Source organism: Streptomyces sp. NBC_00513 (assembly GCF_041431415.1).
In the GTDB taxonomy this organism is placed as follows: domain Bacteria; phylum Actinomycetota; class Actinomycetes; order Streptomycetales; family Streptomycetaceae; genus Streptomyces.
Genome location: NZ_CP107845.1, coordinates 8,144,066 through 8,158,268, shown reverse-complemented (window position 1 = coordinate 8,158,268; position 14,203 = coordinate 8,144,066). Strand labels below are relative to the sequence as shown.

Here is a 14,203-nt window from a genome sequence, read left to right as displayed (position 1 = left end):
GGCCCCCCCATGCACAACCTCAGCCCCCGCATCACCGTCCGGGCCCGCGGCGCCCATCAACTCGCCGAAGGCGCCCGCTGGGTCGACGACCGCCTGATCTTCACCGACATCCTCACCGGACGCCTCCTCGAAGCCCGGAACCGCGCCCCCGCCCCCGCCCGGGAACTCATGCGCCTGGACGTCCCCCTTGGCGCTGTCGCCCCCGTCGCCTGCCGCCCCGGACACTGGATCGCCGCCGCCGGCACCGGCATCACCCTCCTCACACCCGATGGCACCACCGACTGGCTCGCCCGCCCCGAAGACCACGCGCGTGTCCCTACCCGCATGAACGACGGCGTCTGCGACCCCCACGGCCGGTTCTGGGCCGGCAGCATGCCCTACGACGGCACCACCCCCGGCGCCGGCAACCTCTACCGCACCGACCACGACGGCACCGTTCACCACGTCCTGGACGACACCCACCACGCCCTCGGCCAGGCCGGCATCGCCGAACCCGCCTCCTGCACCGGGCCCCTGCCCGCCGGGCCACCCTCGACCGGCTGATGGCCCAGAGCACCATCAGCCACTGCGAAGCCGGTCAGCCCGCCCGCGCCGTCGACATCCTCCAGCAGCGCCTCGCACGCAGGATGTTCGCCCCCAGGGACCGCGCGTTCTTCACCGCGTACCTCTCCAGCGCGCTGGCCACCGCGGGCGAACCCGACCAGGCCGCAACCACCGGCCCGAGCGCACTCCGCCTCGCCGCCGGCCAGGCGCTCAGGAGCACCTGCTCGCTGCGCTCGGCGCGTTACGCTCGCGTCGCGAGGACGAAATCACACGCCCGGGGGACGCTGGCGACCAGTCCCGGACACAGCGAAGCGGGGCCGCCACCAGTCGGTGACGACCCCCCGCAACAAAGCGCACTGTGGCTCAGCTGCGAGCCAGACGGCCACCTGCTCAATCAGACCGGCCCATAATCCAGGGCTTCGGCGTAGTCGCAGAGCGTCCGATCCGGTCTACGACACAACGCCCACGGCGCCCGCTTACGCTCCTGGGACTCACATGATCACGAACCGGACATCATGCGACTACGCCGAATCCCTGCCCACCCCCGCACAGCCCACGGCCGGCCGCCGGGGCCGACTCGCCGCCGAGGCAGTCGAGGCGTCCGCGGCGTCCGCGGCGACGCCCTCCTCCCCGACCGGCGCCAACCCGCCACAGATCTGGACGCCGCCACGCACTGACCGCCCGTTACCGGCCGGGGTCGGCTGTCTGCTTGGGGGTGCCCGGCCCGTCGGTACTGCCCCCGCAAACCGGGCACCGAGCCTCTATTGCTGTTGCTGCTGTTGCTGTTGCTGTTGCTGTTGCTGTTGCTGCTGCTGCTGTTGCTGCTGCTGCTGCTGTTGCTGTTGCTGCTGTTGCTGTTGCTGCTGTTGCTGTTGCTGTTGCTGCGGGTTCTGCTGCTGTTGCTGTTGCTGCTGCTGTTGCTGTTGCTGTTGCTGTTGCTGTTGCTGTTGCTGCTGTTGCTGCTGTTGCTGTTGCTGTTGCTGTTGCTGTTGCTGTTGCTGCTGCTGTTGCTGTTGCTGTTGCTGCTGCTGCTGCTGCGGGTTCTGCTGTTGTTGTTGCTGCTGCTGCTGGTTGATTTGATTGATGATTTGGACTATGACCGGTTGAGCGATGCCGAGGCGTTTCCCCGCGGCCTCTGTCGCTGCCCTGGCCTCTGCCTTAACCACCTGCGGAGGGGCACCTCTCCGCTCCGCCGCTTGCGCTGCAGCCGTACCCGCCTTCAGGGCAGCGGCTGCCTGTGCCGAGGACGCTGCAGGGCCGACGCAAGCCACAGAACCTACGGAGAACGGGCCCCGGCCCGTAACGGTGACCGGTGCGATGCGACCGTCAGAGGAGGAGCGCACAGACTTTCCACCAGGCGAGACGGTGAACGTCTTATTGGCAGCGAAGCTCTCTCCCGTCAGAGTGCTTCCGCTCACCCGACACTTCGGGGCGGCAACGGCGGAAGCTGAGGTGACGGTGGCTCCAGCCATTCCGCCTCCAAGCGCGACTATCGCGGCGACACTCAATGCGATTTTGCCTTTCACGGACTTCTCCTCTCGACACTGCGCCATCACTGAACTGGTCAGGTATGACAGCAGTTGAGGCACCTTCAGGCAGCCAACGACAAAGCCAGCTCGGCTGGAACTCGTCTGGCAGGAGCCTCAATACCATCCGGGTGCCCCCTCCGGTCCACCCAGCACGGACAGGTTGAAGTAGCAATAGATACTCGGCTCGGATCACTTTGCCTGACAGTTGAGCGGCTGTTGGTGTTGCGCGGGAAGTTGACGGGCAAAGCGGGATTTCCCAGTACGCCGTACGTCCCCACTACCGCTACGACCAGCAAGGCCCCAGGGCGACATAATCTCGAGCCAGCTGGAGGGCAGCACATGCCTCTCTTCCACCATGCTCGCCATCCCGTTGAATCGCATCCCGAGTGCGAGGGTGCCGGGGGTGGCGGTCGCCCGGTCCATGGCTTCGGCCAAGCTGGGATCGCGGCGACCCCTGGTAGACCGTCGCTGTTCATGATGCCGACCTCGGCCGCAGCCTTCGCGGTCGCCATCCCGGCCCGCAGGTACTCCAGAAGCTGCCGGCACCACTCCGGCGTGAAACGGGAGACGGCGCTCCCTCCGCTTCACGGGCGCGGCGGCCACCACGTCGCACGCGGTGGCGAAAGCCGGCTGCTCGCTGCGCCCCATTAGACCGGCTTCGGGGACCGACCCATCATCAACGAGCACGCCCACACGGCCCTCGCGCGAGCGGCCGTACTCATCCGACGTCCACGTCTCATCCGTCTCCACAAACACCTCCAACACCGTCCCCACGGGACGCGGTCCACCTCCCCGATACGACGATCGCGCAACGGGGGGTGCACGCAAGGCCAGAACCGGCGAGTTGACTCCGAACGACGAAGAAGAACCCGCGCGAAGCGGACCGGCGCGCCGCCCTCCGACGGCTCGATACCGGACCTGCGGCCGGTCAGCGGTGATGTCCAGCAAGTGCCGCCCGCCGTGCTGCGGGAACGGACCCTCGACAGCGCCCGCGCCATGCGGACGGAGCGCTGGCCGCCCCTGGCGACTGACCCGGGACATGGGCGTGTGCCGGGCGGCTGGCGGGCGGCCCGGCACACGATCACTGCGGTTTCGGCTGCCGCCCGTTCACGGGCGGCAGCCGGGGGCCCGGGTTAGCGGCGGCGGCCCCAGGACTCGGTGTCGACGGTGCGGTTGCGGTCGTCGCGCAGGGTGGCGGTGTCGGCGCGGTTGCCCCAGACGTGGTCACGCTTGCCCTGGAAGAGGTCGGTGCGGATGTCGCGGCCGGATCCGGTGTGGATGCGGATGGTGGCACGGCCGCCGATACGGACGTTGTTGAAGCGGTAACGGTTGCCGTCGGAGTCACGCAGCGTCCAGCCGCGGAAGTTCACGGCCTGGCGGGTCGTGTTGCGGATCTCGACCCACTCGCCGTTCAAAGAACGGTTGGAGCGATCGTCACGCCCGGGGCTGTCGGCCTGAACCCGGGAAATCTCCACCCGCGGCTGCCGGTCATGACCCCGGTCCGCCGCGGTGGCCGGGAGTGCCGCGGCGGACACGATCGCACCCGCGGCCAGGACAGTGGCACCCATACGGCGGGCGGTCGAGGAAACAGACATCTCGTGGCCCTTCAAGAACTGTGCCTCACCCGCCGATACGTACTCCGTAGCGGTGCGGGTGCCCGGCCCGCAGTGGGCCGAGGACCCAAGCGCCCGGAGCGCACCACCGGGCGCACTGGTCCGTCCGTCACTCAACCGGAGCAGCAAGTTCCGTAACTGCCGTTCTGTACGATTCTTCGTACACACAGACCGAAACCGTGCGGCCGGCCGAATCTGTTCGCCCGCCCTGGTCGACCCCTTCGCCTACTCGGCGGCCAGTTGGCCCGATACACGTGGGGTGCGCGGCTCGATCGGCGAGCGACTCCGAAGCCGACAGGCACTGTGCCGCGTCCGCGGTGACCGTGCGCAGTGAGGAAGTCGGCCAGTGGCCAGCCACCCAACGCCGGGACTGGGGACGGCTGAACAGCGAGCAGCGTGAGCGCCTGGCCGACCCCGGCATCGGCTGGGCGCGGTGGCCCCTCAGCGGAGTGAGGGCGACGGGCCCCTGGAGGCGTTCGTCGAGGCCGGGGAGGAGTTCGTCGAGGAAGGTGAGGTCGGGACGCAGGCCGGGTCAGGACGGTGTCCGGAAGTAGCTGTTCCCTCGGAAGGGGGACCCCTGCGCCCGTGACCGTTTCCGGATTTCCTCGACCCTCGTTAGGTTCCGCGGCAGCATCCTCGGTGTCTGTGCTGCCTCGACCGCTTGTGCACGAGGCACCTACTGGACCGTCGACCGCGCGCTCCTGTCCAAGGGGGGTTTCATGTTTGATCATTCCGTCGCCGCCGTAGTGGCGGGGGTTGGTTGTTGCCTTCCGACTCGGGTGGTGCAGAACACGGATGAGCCGATCGCACTGCTCGACACGACCGACGAGTGGATCCGGTCGCGGACGGGAATCGAGAGGCGGCGGTGGGCCGGGCTGGGAGAGAGCACGGGTGATCTGGCCGTGGAAGCGGGCCGGCGGGCTCTTGAAAGTGCGGGTGTCAACGGCGTGGACCTGGTGGTGCTCTCGACGACGACTCCAGACCATCGGTCTCCGGCCACGGCTCCCTGGGTTGCCGCGCAGCTGGGCCTTGGCTCGCTCCCGGCGTTCGACATCGCGGCTGCCTGTTCGGGTTTCGTGTACGCGGTCGCTGCCGGTGACGCGTGGATCAGGTCCGGGACGGCACAGCGGGTTCTGGTGATCGGTGCGGAGACGCTGTCCACGATCACCGACATGTCCGACCGCGGTACCGCTGTCGTGTTCGCCGACGGTGCGGGGGCGGCGGTGTTGCGGCAAGGCACACGCGAGGAGGCTGGCGCGGTGTTGGCCGTCCGGCTCGGTAGTGACGGCACGCAGAAGGATCTGGCGGTGATCGCTGCGGGCGGCGCGCGGTGGCCGGATCCGCAGCAGGTTGCGGAGCCCGGGGAGCGGTGCTTGCGGATGCAGGGGCCTCAGATGTTCGGCCACGCGGTGCGCCGGATGACGGAGGTTTCCCGTGGGGTGCTGAAGGAAGTCGGTTGGCAGGTCGAGGATGTCGAGGCGTTCATCGGCCATCAGGCCAACCAGCGCATCCTCGACAAGGTGGCGGACCTCGTGGGCGTACCTGCCGGGCGTTGTTTGGGCAACATTCGCAGTGTCGGGAACACTTCGTCGGCCTCCATCCCGCTCGTCATGGACGAGGCGGTACGGGAGAAAGCCGTGGCTCCCGGGGCCCGAACGCTTCTGACGGCGTTCGGGGGCGGGGCGGTGTGGGGAGCCGTCGCCTTGACCTGGCCCGATATTCAGCCCTCCCCCTGAAACAGAAGGAGCAGCACTGTCATGGACGCACGCAGCCAGGAGCCCTTGGTCTTCGTCACCGACTTCCTCGCGCGGACCTTCAGTCTGCCGGCGCAGAGGCTGGCCCCTGAGGCGACGTTTTCCAGCCTTGACCTCGACTCGATCGCTCAGGTGGAGCTGTTCGTCACCTTGTCGGACCACTTCGGCATCCAGCTGGACGACTCTCAGGCGCACGGGGAACTCACGCTGCAGCAGACGGCCGACCTGGTTCGAACCGGACTGGCCGACGTGGACCGGGGCAGTCGGCTCGCGCAGGGCTGAGCACGGCGGCAGGCCCAGGCGGGGTCCACGGTGACGGTTCGTGAGGAGAACCATGAGTGAAGTGATCGCACGTACGCTGCGATTCGACGGGTTGTCCCTGTCCTACCAGCTGGTGCGTAGCCCGAGCCCGTCGATCGAGCCGGTTCTGGTCATCGGGGGCGTGCTGCAGGGCATGCACGGCTGGTCGATCATGGAGCAGCATGTGCTTCCCTGGGCCGACCTGATCTCCGTTGATCTGCCCGGTGCGGGGGACTCGACACCCTTGCGGCCCCAGCAGAGCATGGAGGTGATGTGCCGCGCCGTTGAGGTGATCCTCGACGATCTCGGTGTCAACCGCGTCAACTTCCTCGGCTATTCCTTCGGTTCCGCGATCGCCTACCGCTGTGCGCAGCGGCGGCCCGAGCGTGTGGCCCGGCTGGTGCTGGGTGGGGTCCCGGTGCACATCAGCGACCGACTCGTGGCCTTGTGGACGCGCGCGGCGCAGAGCATGAATGCGGGAGATCCCCAGGGCATGGTGGACATCCTCATGAAGATGTTCCTGTGCCCTGCGGGCCGGGCACGCGTGCACAACGGCGACATCGTCCGCAGGCTGGTACGACGCATCACCTTGCGTGCGTTGACCGAGAATCCGTACGGCTTCGTCACTATGGAACGGTCGGTACTGGAGAACCTCGACCCCGTGGGCGGATTGGAGGGTGTGCCCACGCTCGTGTTCTGCGGCGAGCACGACACCATCAGCTCGCCGGCCGAGCAGCGGGACTTCGCCTCCGCCATCGGGGACAGCCGATTCGCCGCCATCGGCGAAGCTGATCACTGGGTGTTCCTCGAACGGAGGGAGGCCGCCACGGATTTGGTGATGCGGTTCTTCACCGGCCGGTCAGTGGCCGGTCTGCCCTACCTCGTCGGCCAGGACCGCGACAGCCGCGCGGCACACGACGCCACCGACGTGGCGGTCGGTTGACCCGCCGTCGCCCCGAGTTTGCGGGCGACGGCACCGATGCAAGGAGGATGTGTGGCTCAGACGGTTCTGTGCGGTCTGGGAGGCTGGCTGCCTCCGACCGTGGTGGACAACGAGCAGATGATGGCCCCCGCCACCGCCGCCTTCGTCAGGCGCCGCATCGGCGTCGCCAGTCGTCACCGGGTCACGCCGGGCAGCGCGACCGTCCACCTCGCCACGCAGGCAGGGCGACGCGCCCTGCTCAGCGGCGGCATGTCAGAGGTGGACGCGCTCATCGTGGCGACAACGACACCCGACCGCCTCTGCCCTGCCGGAGCCCCCGAGGTCGCCAGCGAACTCGGCATGACCGGGATCCCCGCGTTCGACATCAACGCCGGCTGTTCCGGCTTCCTGTACGCCTGCGAACTCGCCCGTGGTCTGATCGCCGCCGCGAGCGCCCGGAGCGTCCTGGTCGTCGCTGCCGAGACGGCCTCCGCAATGGTCAACCCCAATGATCCCGACACCGCCCCCATCTTCGGCGACGGCGCCGGCGCCGTCGTTCTGCGCGCGGCCCGGCCCGCGGAGGCACCGACGTTCGGACCGGGGGTGTGGGGCAGCGACGGCACCCGAGCCGACATCATCGCCATCCACGCGGGCGGTGCCCGCCGGCGCACCCCCGACGTCACAGGCGATGAACTCTTCCTGCACCTGCGCGGCAGCGAGGTACTGCGTCACGCCGTACGCCGCATGAGCGACGCGGTACGCCAAGCGGTCAACGCCGCAGGCTGGACCCTCGACGAAGTCGACGTGCTTCTCGCCCACCAGGCGAACGCGGCGATCACCCACGCCGTCGCCGCGGCCCTCTCCTTCCCCGCCGCACGGATGCCCTCCAACATCGAGACGGTCGGGAACACCGCAGCCGCCTCCATCCCACTGCTGCTCTCCCACGCCGCCTGCAAAGGAACGCTCAAGCCGGGACAACGCGCGGTCCTGGTGGCCTTCGGCAGCGGCCTCTCCTGGGCCGCGACCACCTGTGTCTGGCCGGAAAATCTCGACCCACGCACCTGACCGTCTACAGGAGAACCCTGACCGTGCCGGACATGCTCACCACCGTCATCGACATCCTGACCCGCAACGCCGGTCTGCCTCCGGAACCTGTGACCCCCGACGCCACGCTCGTCGGCGCAGGAGTCGACTCCATGGCCATCGCCGTCCTGGCGATGATCCTGGAGGAAGACCACGGCCTGGCCGTCACCGAGACCGACCTCTCCGGCGTCCGAACCATTGCCGACCTCGCGGACTTCATCGAAACGCATCAAACGGCCACCGCATGACATGCGCCGCCTACGCCCCGCCGGCTGCGGCAGACCATCCCATCCCCTGGCGTGGCCACACCTACCCCTGCCGCACGGTGATGCAGCACCATTCACCGTCGGCGGCACCCCTGCTGATCCTCAGCGGCGGACTGCAGACCCGGCACTCCTGGGGACGCCTGGAACGCCACCTCGCGCCCCTCCATCCCCTCCTGATCCCCGACCTGCCCCCCGCCCGCAGTCCCGGCACACTGCCCGGCACCCAATCCCTCAGCTGGGACGACCTCACCGACGCCGCGCTCCACGCAGCCGACCACCTGGGTATCAAGCACTTCGCCGTCCTCGGCGTCTCCTCCGGCTTCCCCATCGCCTACCGCCTGGCACAGCAACACCCTGATCGCATCAGCGACCTGATGCTCTTCGGCGCCGCCCCGCGCCCAGGGCCCCGCCTGACCGCACTCATCCACGAAGGGCTGCGCCGCGAAACCGATTCCGAGCCGCCCGACCGCGACCGCGGCCGGGCAACGGGAGCAGTACCCGGCGCTGGAAGCGCCCCAGATCCCAGGTCTCACCGGGAGGTTGCCGAACGACTCGTCAGCGTCCTGACCAACCCCCAGGCAGGCCGACACTGCCTCATGATCCGCGCCGCCGCCCGCGTGATGCTCACCCAGCTGACCGCCTCCCCCCAGGATCCCCTTGTCCGCTACATCGCCGACCGCGGGCACCTCCTCCTCACCACTCCGCTGCCGCCCGGCGGCGTCAGGTCCGTCCGCGCACTCGTCGGCGTCGGAGAACACGACACCGTCACACCCGTCGAGGACAACCGTGCCGTCGCCGCCACCATCGACGACGCCACGTTCATCGTCATGAAGAACGCCGACCACCTCCTGCACATGGAACGCGACGCCGACTTCGCCGACGTCATCACCCGCTTCCTGCACCATCGGCCCCTCACCACGCCCGACACCGTCACCACACCCTCAAACACACCACCCACCCGGTCGTGACAGCCGGCCACGCCGGCATCAGCACACCACCCACACCACAGGAGGCCGCGCCGTGCACTCGACACCCCCTGACAACCCGGCCCTGCGGGTGCTGGTGGCCACCTGGGGCACCGCGGGCGACATCGCCCCGTACACCGGAATCGCCGTCGCGCTCAAGGCCGCCGGCCACCGCGTCACCGTCGTCACCTCCAACCGGTACGCCAAAAACTTCACCGACCACGGCATCGCCGTACGCGCCATCCATATCGACCACTTCGAGGAACGGGCACGCCAGGCCAAACCATGGCGCGAACGAGTCCACAATGGGCAGGCCATCAGTACCGAGGCCGGCTCCGTCATGCTCGGCACCGCGGCGGAGGGTCAGGACATCCTCCTCACCCACCCCCTGCTGCACCCCATGGCCGCCGTCATCGCCGAAGCCCTGCGCCTTCCCTGCATCGGCATCTACACCGTCAGCCACGCCATGATGGTTCCCCGTCTGATGGCCGCACTGCCGTGGAGGCGGCACAGCGTCGCCGACCTCACTGTCAGACTGCTCATGAGCCCGATGTACGCCCCGGCCCTGTCATGCCTGCGCCGCACCCTCGGCATGCGCATGCAACAGATCCAAGACCTGGCGGGCTCACTGCGAAACCAGCCGGTCCGCTACGGCATCAGCGACGCCCTGCTGCCCCCGAGCTTCACTCTGCCTGCGGGCCAGAGCACCACCGGCCACTGGCCACCGGCCCGGCCGCCCGGCTGGTCGCCCGACCAACGCCTGCAGGTCTTCCTCGACAGCGGGCCCGCCCCGGTCTACTTCGGCTTCGGCAGGATGGAAGAGGTGAACGGTGAACACCTCGTACGCGCCATCGTCCACAGCGCGAAGAAACTGAGGGTCCGCGCTGTCGTCCAAGCCGGCTGGGCCGGGATCCACGCCGAAACCGACGACGTCCTCACCATCGCGGAATGCCCCCACGACTGGCTCTTCCCCCGTATGCGCGCCGCTGTCCATCACGCCGGACCCGGAACGACTCACGCATCCCTGGCCGCAGCAACACCCACCCTCCCCGTCCCGGTCGGCCGGGACCAGCCCTTCTGGGCCTCCCGACTCACCGCACTGGGCCTGGCCCCCACCTCCCTGCCCATCCGCCAGGTCACCACCGCCAATCTCACACACGCCCTCCGCCAGACCCTCCTGGACGAGCGATACGGCCACAACACCCGGCGCATGCAAGGCCGGCTACGACAGCAGGACGGCCTGTCCCGCCTCGTACAGGACATCCCCACGCTGGCACGATGACCAACAGTCGGACACAGCCACGCAAACCTCAGCAGCCACGTACGTCGTGGCACCCCATAAGCCGCGAACACCCCCAACATCCCGCGGAGGGGGATCATGAGGGAAACCGGGCCATGCGCGAAACCGGTCAACCGGGGCAAGGTTCCTCGCCTGTCGGGGCATCCGAACTCGACCCGCCCATCCGCCCACCGGAGGCGGGCTGCCGCCCGCCATGACCCCAACACCCGTGGGAGGGTGGCCCCGTGACCACGACGACGCTGCAATGCGCGGACACTCCCCTGCCCTCGGCCCAGGTCTGCCCTGGGCGGTCGGCGTGGGTCGGGCCTGCTTCGCCTGCGGCAGAAAACTCACCGCCGGTGCCGTCTCCCGCGGAAGGATCTCCAGCCGACAAGGAGTCCACAACACCGACATCGAGGTGTGGGCCTGCCCCAGGACAGGGCCCGCCTCATGAACGCGCGCGCCGCACATCCCACCGGTGAAGAAGATGATCGGCGCCCCGAGGGTGGAGTCATCGTGCACGAGAGGTCCTGCCCCAACCGACGCGAAGGCGAACCGGCAGCCCGCCCGCCCCACACCACCTGATGAAGCCGGCCCGCCCGGCTCGGGGTGGTCTGCCGGAGCGGCGGGGCCAGGAGGATCCTTTTCTCCTCACGCCCGCCCGGGACGGGCCGTCCGGCGACCCGTCACTCCTCGACGAGAGCGGCGCGGATCGGTGGCAGGGCGGGGCGGGGAATGGGGAGTCGTTGCTGAGGGTCACTGAAGCAGGATCGTCTTGCGGAGGAGTCGAAGACCGGCCAACCGGCGTGCTCGGCGGTCTCTCCGCACATGGCGCGACGGTGATACAAGAAGCGTCAGGGAGTGTACGTCGGCTCTGTCGCCGGAACGCCGGGGCCCGACACCCGCTGCCGTGACGGCGGGAGCGGGAACGGTCGGACCTCTCGCCACCGCTCACCTCTCCCCTGTCCAGCGGCTCATCGACACTGGCAGCCACGCCGAGACGATCTGCCGGCCAGGGACGCCGCCACGAAACTGCGCGACGACAGCCTCGCCACCGACATGCGAGGATCCAGTCCTATGGGAAGCGGAGAGGCCTGGAGTACCGGACCGTTGAACGAGACCGAGGGCCGAGCCGCCCTCCTGCGGCTGGTCGGTACGGTCGACGCCGTACTCCTGATCTGCCGATGGTGCGGTGCGGACGAATTCGAGGCGGTGGAGAGGGAGCTCTTCTGCTTCGGCTGTTGCCTCCCGATGGGCGTACCGGACGGCTGGGAGGGCGGCTTCCCGGGACAGTTCCCATGGAACCTGGAGCCGTCGTACGCCCCGCTTCCGGCCCACACCCCCGACTCCTGCGAGCCCGGAGAAATCCGCCGGTGTCCTGAGGGACACCGCGTGTTCGAGGTCGCCCTCGCGTTCGTTCTCACGAAGGACCGCCGGATCCGAGGCCTCACCATCGGCCTGCGATGTCCGGACGACGGCCGGCTCCACCTCTCCATCGACAACGCCCGAGTACTGCCCGCCGAAAGCCGACCTCACGGGTGCGATCTCTCCGTTTCGTGTCAGTGTGAACAGGTACACCCATGATCTCGCGGCCTTGTGAGCGCCGCCGTCATACGTGCCGACCTTGAGGACCTTGTCACTGGAGAAGGTGGTGCTGTAGGGCGCTTCAACGTACGTGCCCGCGCTGACCCCCTTCACGGACGGGTCGGCCTTGACCGGGAAGACCCGTTCCGGGTCCTCTAGCCATTTCCGGTCGAGGGAGACGACAAGCGTCTGGCGTCCCGAATCGCCCTCGGGACGGTAGGTGACTTTGTTCATGAGAACGGACAGCAGATGTTCACCACTTCGGGAGGCATCGGAGGCCGCCGTGGATTCGAACGGTGATGTTCAACGTCGTGGCTGTGCTTCGGCCCCGCAGAGGGATTCAAAACACGTTGGCCCTTCTGCCACGGAGCTGCGACGATGCTCTCTGTTTCTCTCGCGGAGGGCATTTGTTCGTTTTCGTTTGTGTGGGATGCGGCGCCGAGCTGACCAACCTGCTGTCCCGGGTCGCCCTGCCAGCCCACGCTCATCAGAAGTACGGGAACGGGCTTCAGCTCCCGGTGCTGATGGAGTCGGGAACGTTCGCCGTGGACCCGGAGCCCGAGCCGCCGTGGCGGAGATGGGAGGAGATCCACCCGGACGAGGCGGTGCCCCGCGGCATCTACGCTCCGGTCTACGCCCTCTCCGACGGCGCCCCCGGCTCAATCGTCATCGCACCCGGCGATGCCCGCGGCACCCTGCTGATCCCGGAGCGGGCCGGCGGCTACTGTTGCGGCCTCGACGGAGCAGACGGCCCCAACATGGCATGCGAGGACTGCGGCCTGCCCGTGGCGAGCCGGATCGACGACTGCTCACTCTGGCAGGCAGTATGGCTCGCCCCCAACGCCGTGCGCTGCTTCCTCGTCGACGGCGCCGACTCCGCACCGCTCTCCTGGGCAGAGCTGTTGGAGGAAGGGAAGCGCACGCCTCCGTTCGAGCCGATCGCCACATGGAGGTCGCGGCTCGGGCCGAACCACTTCTGGTCGTGGAGCCCACAGTGGGAGGCCGCGGTCGGCCGAGCACTCGCTCACCTGCTAGCAGCCTCGGGGGGCCGGCCGGTGACCGTCCCGGACGGTCTCAGTAAGGAAGTGTTCCAACGCGCCCTCGACGCCCTGCTGCCCGCGGGTCCCCCAGGACGGCACGCCGTCCTAGCCGGACCAGGACACCCCACCCTGAACGGGGACGCCGACATCGTCCTCGTGCCGACCCATCCGCAGACCGGAGAGACTTGGACCCCGGCCGACGCGGCCACTACGGCCTACCCGGTGCCTCTGCCGTTCGGGGTGTGGCTGTGGCTGGCCTTCCCCAAGCCGCACCTGCCAGTGCCCGCGTCGGGCGGCATGCCCGACGGCGTCCTCCGCGACGACCCACCCGCACCGCGCCCCCGGTACTTGTTCCGGGCCGATCCGGGCGTGTTTCAACACACCCTGGTCCGGCTTCCAGCTGTCCAACGTCCGTGGTTGCGCGAGATTTCCGAGAACCTCACGCAGCACATGCGCGCCGGCCTCTTCTAGCGGACTGACCAAACGTGCCGGTACCCAGCCTCCGACGTGCTCCGCAATCGAACAGCGCCGGACAGCGATGCCTCCCGAAGTGGTGAACATCTGCTGTCCGTTCTCATGAACAAAGCCACCTTGACAGAATTGCTACTGGCGATCAGTTCCACGTCGGCAGAGGGGCGCAAGTCCGCGTAGGTGATGGCGCTTCCGGCTACCCGGCCCTGGACACGGGTCGCGCCCTTGATGCCGTAGCCGACGGAAGACGCGTCATCGATTCCGAGGCTGACCAGGGTCTCCTCGTTGGCGTACTCGGCAAAGCGGATCGCGTCTTCAGTCGAGCGGGGCTCCCAGCCGGGGCCGGAGACACTCATGGTCCGCCGTCCGGTCTGTTCCTGGCGGGCGAGGCTCGTGTCGATGCCCTTCCACTTACCGTCTTCCCCACGGAAGTTGACGGGCTGGTTGTAGAAGCGTGTGGTGAGGGTGCCGTCCGGGTTGGCGAAGGTACGACCGCGCTCGGAGCGCTCGGCGGGCACCTCGGTGCTGGCCTTCGGATCGAAGCCCTTGGGCGGCGACACCTCGGGCGCCGCAACCTTCGTGTACGGGATCGCGGACGGTGGTTTGGGCGTGCCTTCCAGCTTCAGCGGCGCGGTGCCGCCATCCGGGGGGAGTTCGCCCGGCGCCTTCAGCGCACCGCTGCGTCCCCCTCCCGCTGTCGCGTCGGTGGCGTCACCCGAGGCGCTGTGGCCTGTTCCGCGAGCCGATCCCCAGCCCTGTTCGGGTCTCTCACCGGCTCTATAGCCGGTTTTCGCGGTGACCCATTGGTTCACCGCTAGTGCGGCCTGTTCTGTACCAGCCAGAACGGCCAAGGG

The 14,203-nt window shown here is 68.6% G+C and carries 14 protein-coding genes; 11 read left to right on the top strand and 3 right to left on the bottom strand.

Going from position 1 to position 14,203, the window contains the following annotated elements; genetic code table 11:
* Window positions 1-9: 9 nt before the first annotated feature.
* The 3 genes from OHA84_RS36515 (at window position 10) to OHA84_RS36505 (ending at window position 1,994) form a co-directional block, all read left to right on the top strand.
* Window positions 10-543, top strand: coding sequence for an SMP-30/gluconolactonase/LRE family protein (locus tag OHA84_RS36515; RefSeq protein WP_323181794.1), 534 nt, complete (start codon window positions 10-12; stop codon window positions 541-543).
* Window positions 543-953 (top strand): hypothetical protein, encoded by a 411-nt coding sequence (locus OHA84_RS36510; RefSeq protein ID WP_266967183.1) that lies wholly within the window; start codon window positions 543-545, stop codon window positions 951-953. The genes OHA84_RS36515 and OHA84_RS36510 overlap by 1 nt, the downstream gene beginning before the upstream one ends.
* A gap of 360 nt (window positions 954-1,313) precedes the next feature.
* Complete coding sequence (locus OHA84_RS36505) at window positions 1,314-1,994, top strand: hypothetical protein (RefSeq protein WP_266967184.1); 681 nt, start codon at window positions 1,314-1,316, stop codon at window positions 1,992-1,994.
* A gap of 1,211 nt (window positions 1,995-3,205) precedes the next feature.
* Here the strand turns inward: OHA84_RS36505 and OHA84_RS36500 are convergent.
* Complete coding sequence (locus OHA84_RS36500; protein ID WP_371591622.1) at window positions 3,206-3,640, bottom strand: lamin tail domain-containing protein; 435 nt, start codon at window positions 3,638-3,640, stop codon at window positions 3,206-3,208.
* A gap of 764 nt (window positions 3,641-4,404) precedes the next feature.
* Here OHA84_RS36500 and OHA84_RS36495 point away from each other — a divergent pair.
* The 7 genes from OHA84_RS36495 (at window position 4,405) to OHA84_RS36465 (ending at window position 10,257) form a co-directional block, all read left to right on the top strand.
* The gene (locus OHA84_RS36495) at window positions 4,405-5,421 is read left to right on the top strand and encodes a beta-ketoacyl-ACP synthase III (protein ID WP_266967187.1); all 1,017 of its coding nucleotides are present in this window, start codon (window positions 4,405-4,407) and stop codon (window positions 5,419-5,421) included.
* A gap of 21 nt (window positions 5,422-5,442) precedes the next feature.
* Entirely contained in the window at window positions 5,443-5,721 is a 279-nt protein-coding gene (locus OHA84_RS36490; protein ID WP_266967189.1) for an acyl carrier protein, read from the top strand.
* Window positions 5,722-5,773: 52 nt separating this feature from the next.
* Entirely contained in the window at window positions 5,774-6,682 is a 909-nt protein-coding gene (locus tag OHA84_RS36485) for an alpha/beta fold hydrolase (RefSeq protein ID WP_266967191.1), read from the top strand.
* Between the two features lie 51 nt (window positions 6,683-6,733).
* The gene (locus OHA84_RS36480; protein ID WP_266967193.1) at window positions 6,734-7,726 is read left to right on the top strand and encodes a 3-oxoacyl-ACP synthase III family protein; all 993 of its coding nucleotides are present in this window, start codon (window positions 6,734-6,736) and stop codon (window positions 7,724-7,726) included.
* A 32-nt stretch (window positions 7,727-7,758) separates the two neighbouring features.
* Window positions 7,759-7,992 carry an acyl carrier protein gene (locus tag OHA84_RS36475; protein WP_266967195.1) on the top strand — a complete coding sequence of 78 codons (234 nt, stop codon included), beginning with the start codon at window positions 7,759-7,761 and terminating at the stop codon, window positions 7,990-7,992.
* 80 nt (window positions 7,993-8,072) lie between these two features.
* Entirely contained in the window at window positions 8,073-8,978 is a 906-nt protein-coding gene (locus OHA84_RS36470; RefSeq protein ID WP_266967197.1) for an alpha/beta fold hydrolase, read from the top strand.
* Between the two features lie 52 nt (window positions 8,979-9,030).
* The gene (locus tag OHA84_RS36465) at window positions 9,031-10,257 is read left to right on the top strand and encodes a glycosyltransferase (RefSeq protein WP_266967199.1); all 1,227 of its coding nucleotides are present in this window, start codon (window positions 9,031-9,033) and stop codon (window positions 10,255-10,257) included.
* Between the two features lie 948 nt (window positions 10,258-11,205).
* Here OHA84_RS36465 and OHA84_RS36460 read toward each other — a convergent pair.
* On the bottom strand, window positions 11,206-12,072 hold the full coding sequence (locus OHA84_RS36460; protein ID WP_266967201.1) for a hypothetical protein: 867 nt from the start codon (window positions 12,070-12,072) through the stop codon (window positions 11,206-11,208).
* A gap of 173 nt (window positions 12,073-12,245) precedes the next feature.
* Between OHA84_RS36460 and OHA84_RS36455 the strand changes: the two genes are divergently transcribed.
* A complete protein-coding gene (locus OHA84_RS36455; protein WP_266967203.1) occupies window positions 12,246-13,349 on the top strand; it encodes a hypothetical protein in 1,104 nt (367 codons plus the stop codon).
* Here the strand turns inward: OHA84_RS36455 and OHA84_RS36450 are convergent.
* Window positions 13,346-14,200: a hypothetical protein gene (locus tag OHA84_RS36450; protein ID WP_266967205.1), complete on the bottom strand. Its 855-nt coding sequence runs from the start codon at window positions 14,198-14,200 to the stop codon at window positions 13,346-13,348. The genes OHA84_RS36455 and OHA84_RS36450 overlap by 4 nt on opposite strands.
* Window positions 14,201-14,203: the final 3 nt, after the last annotated feature.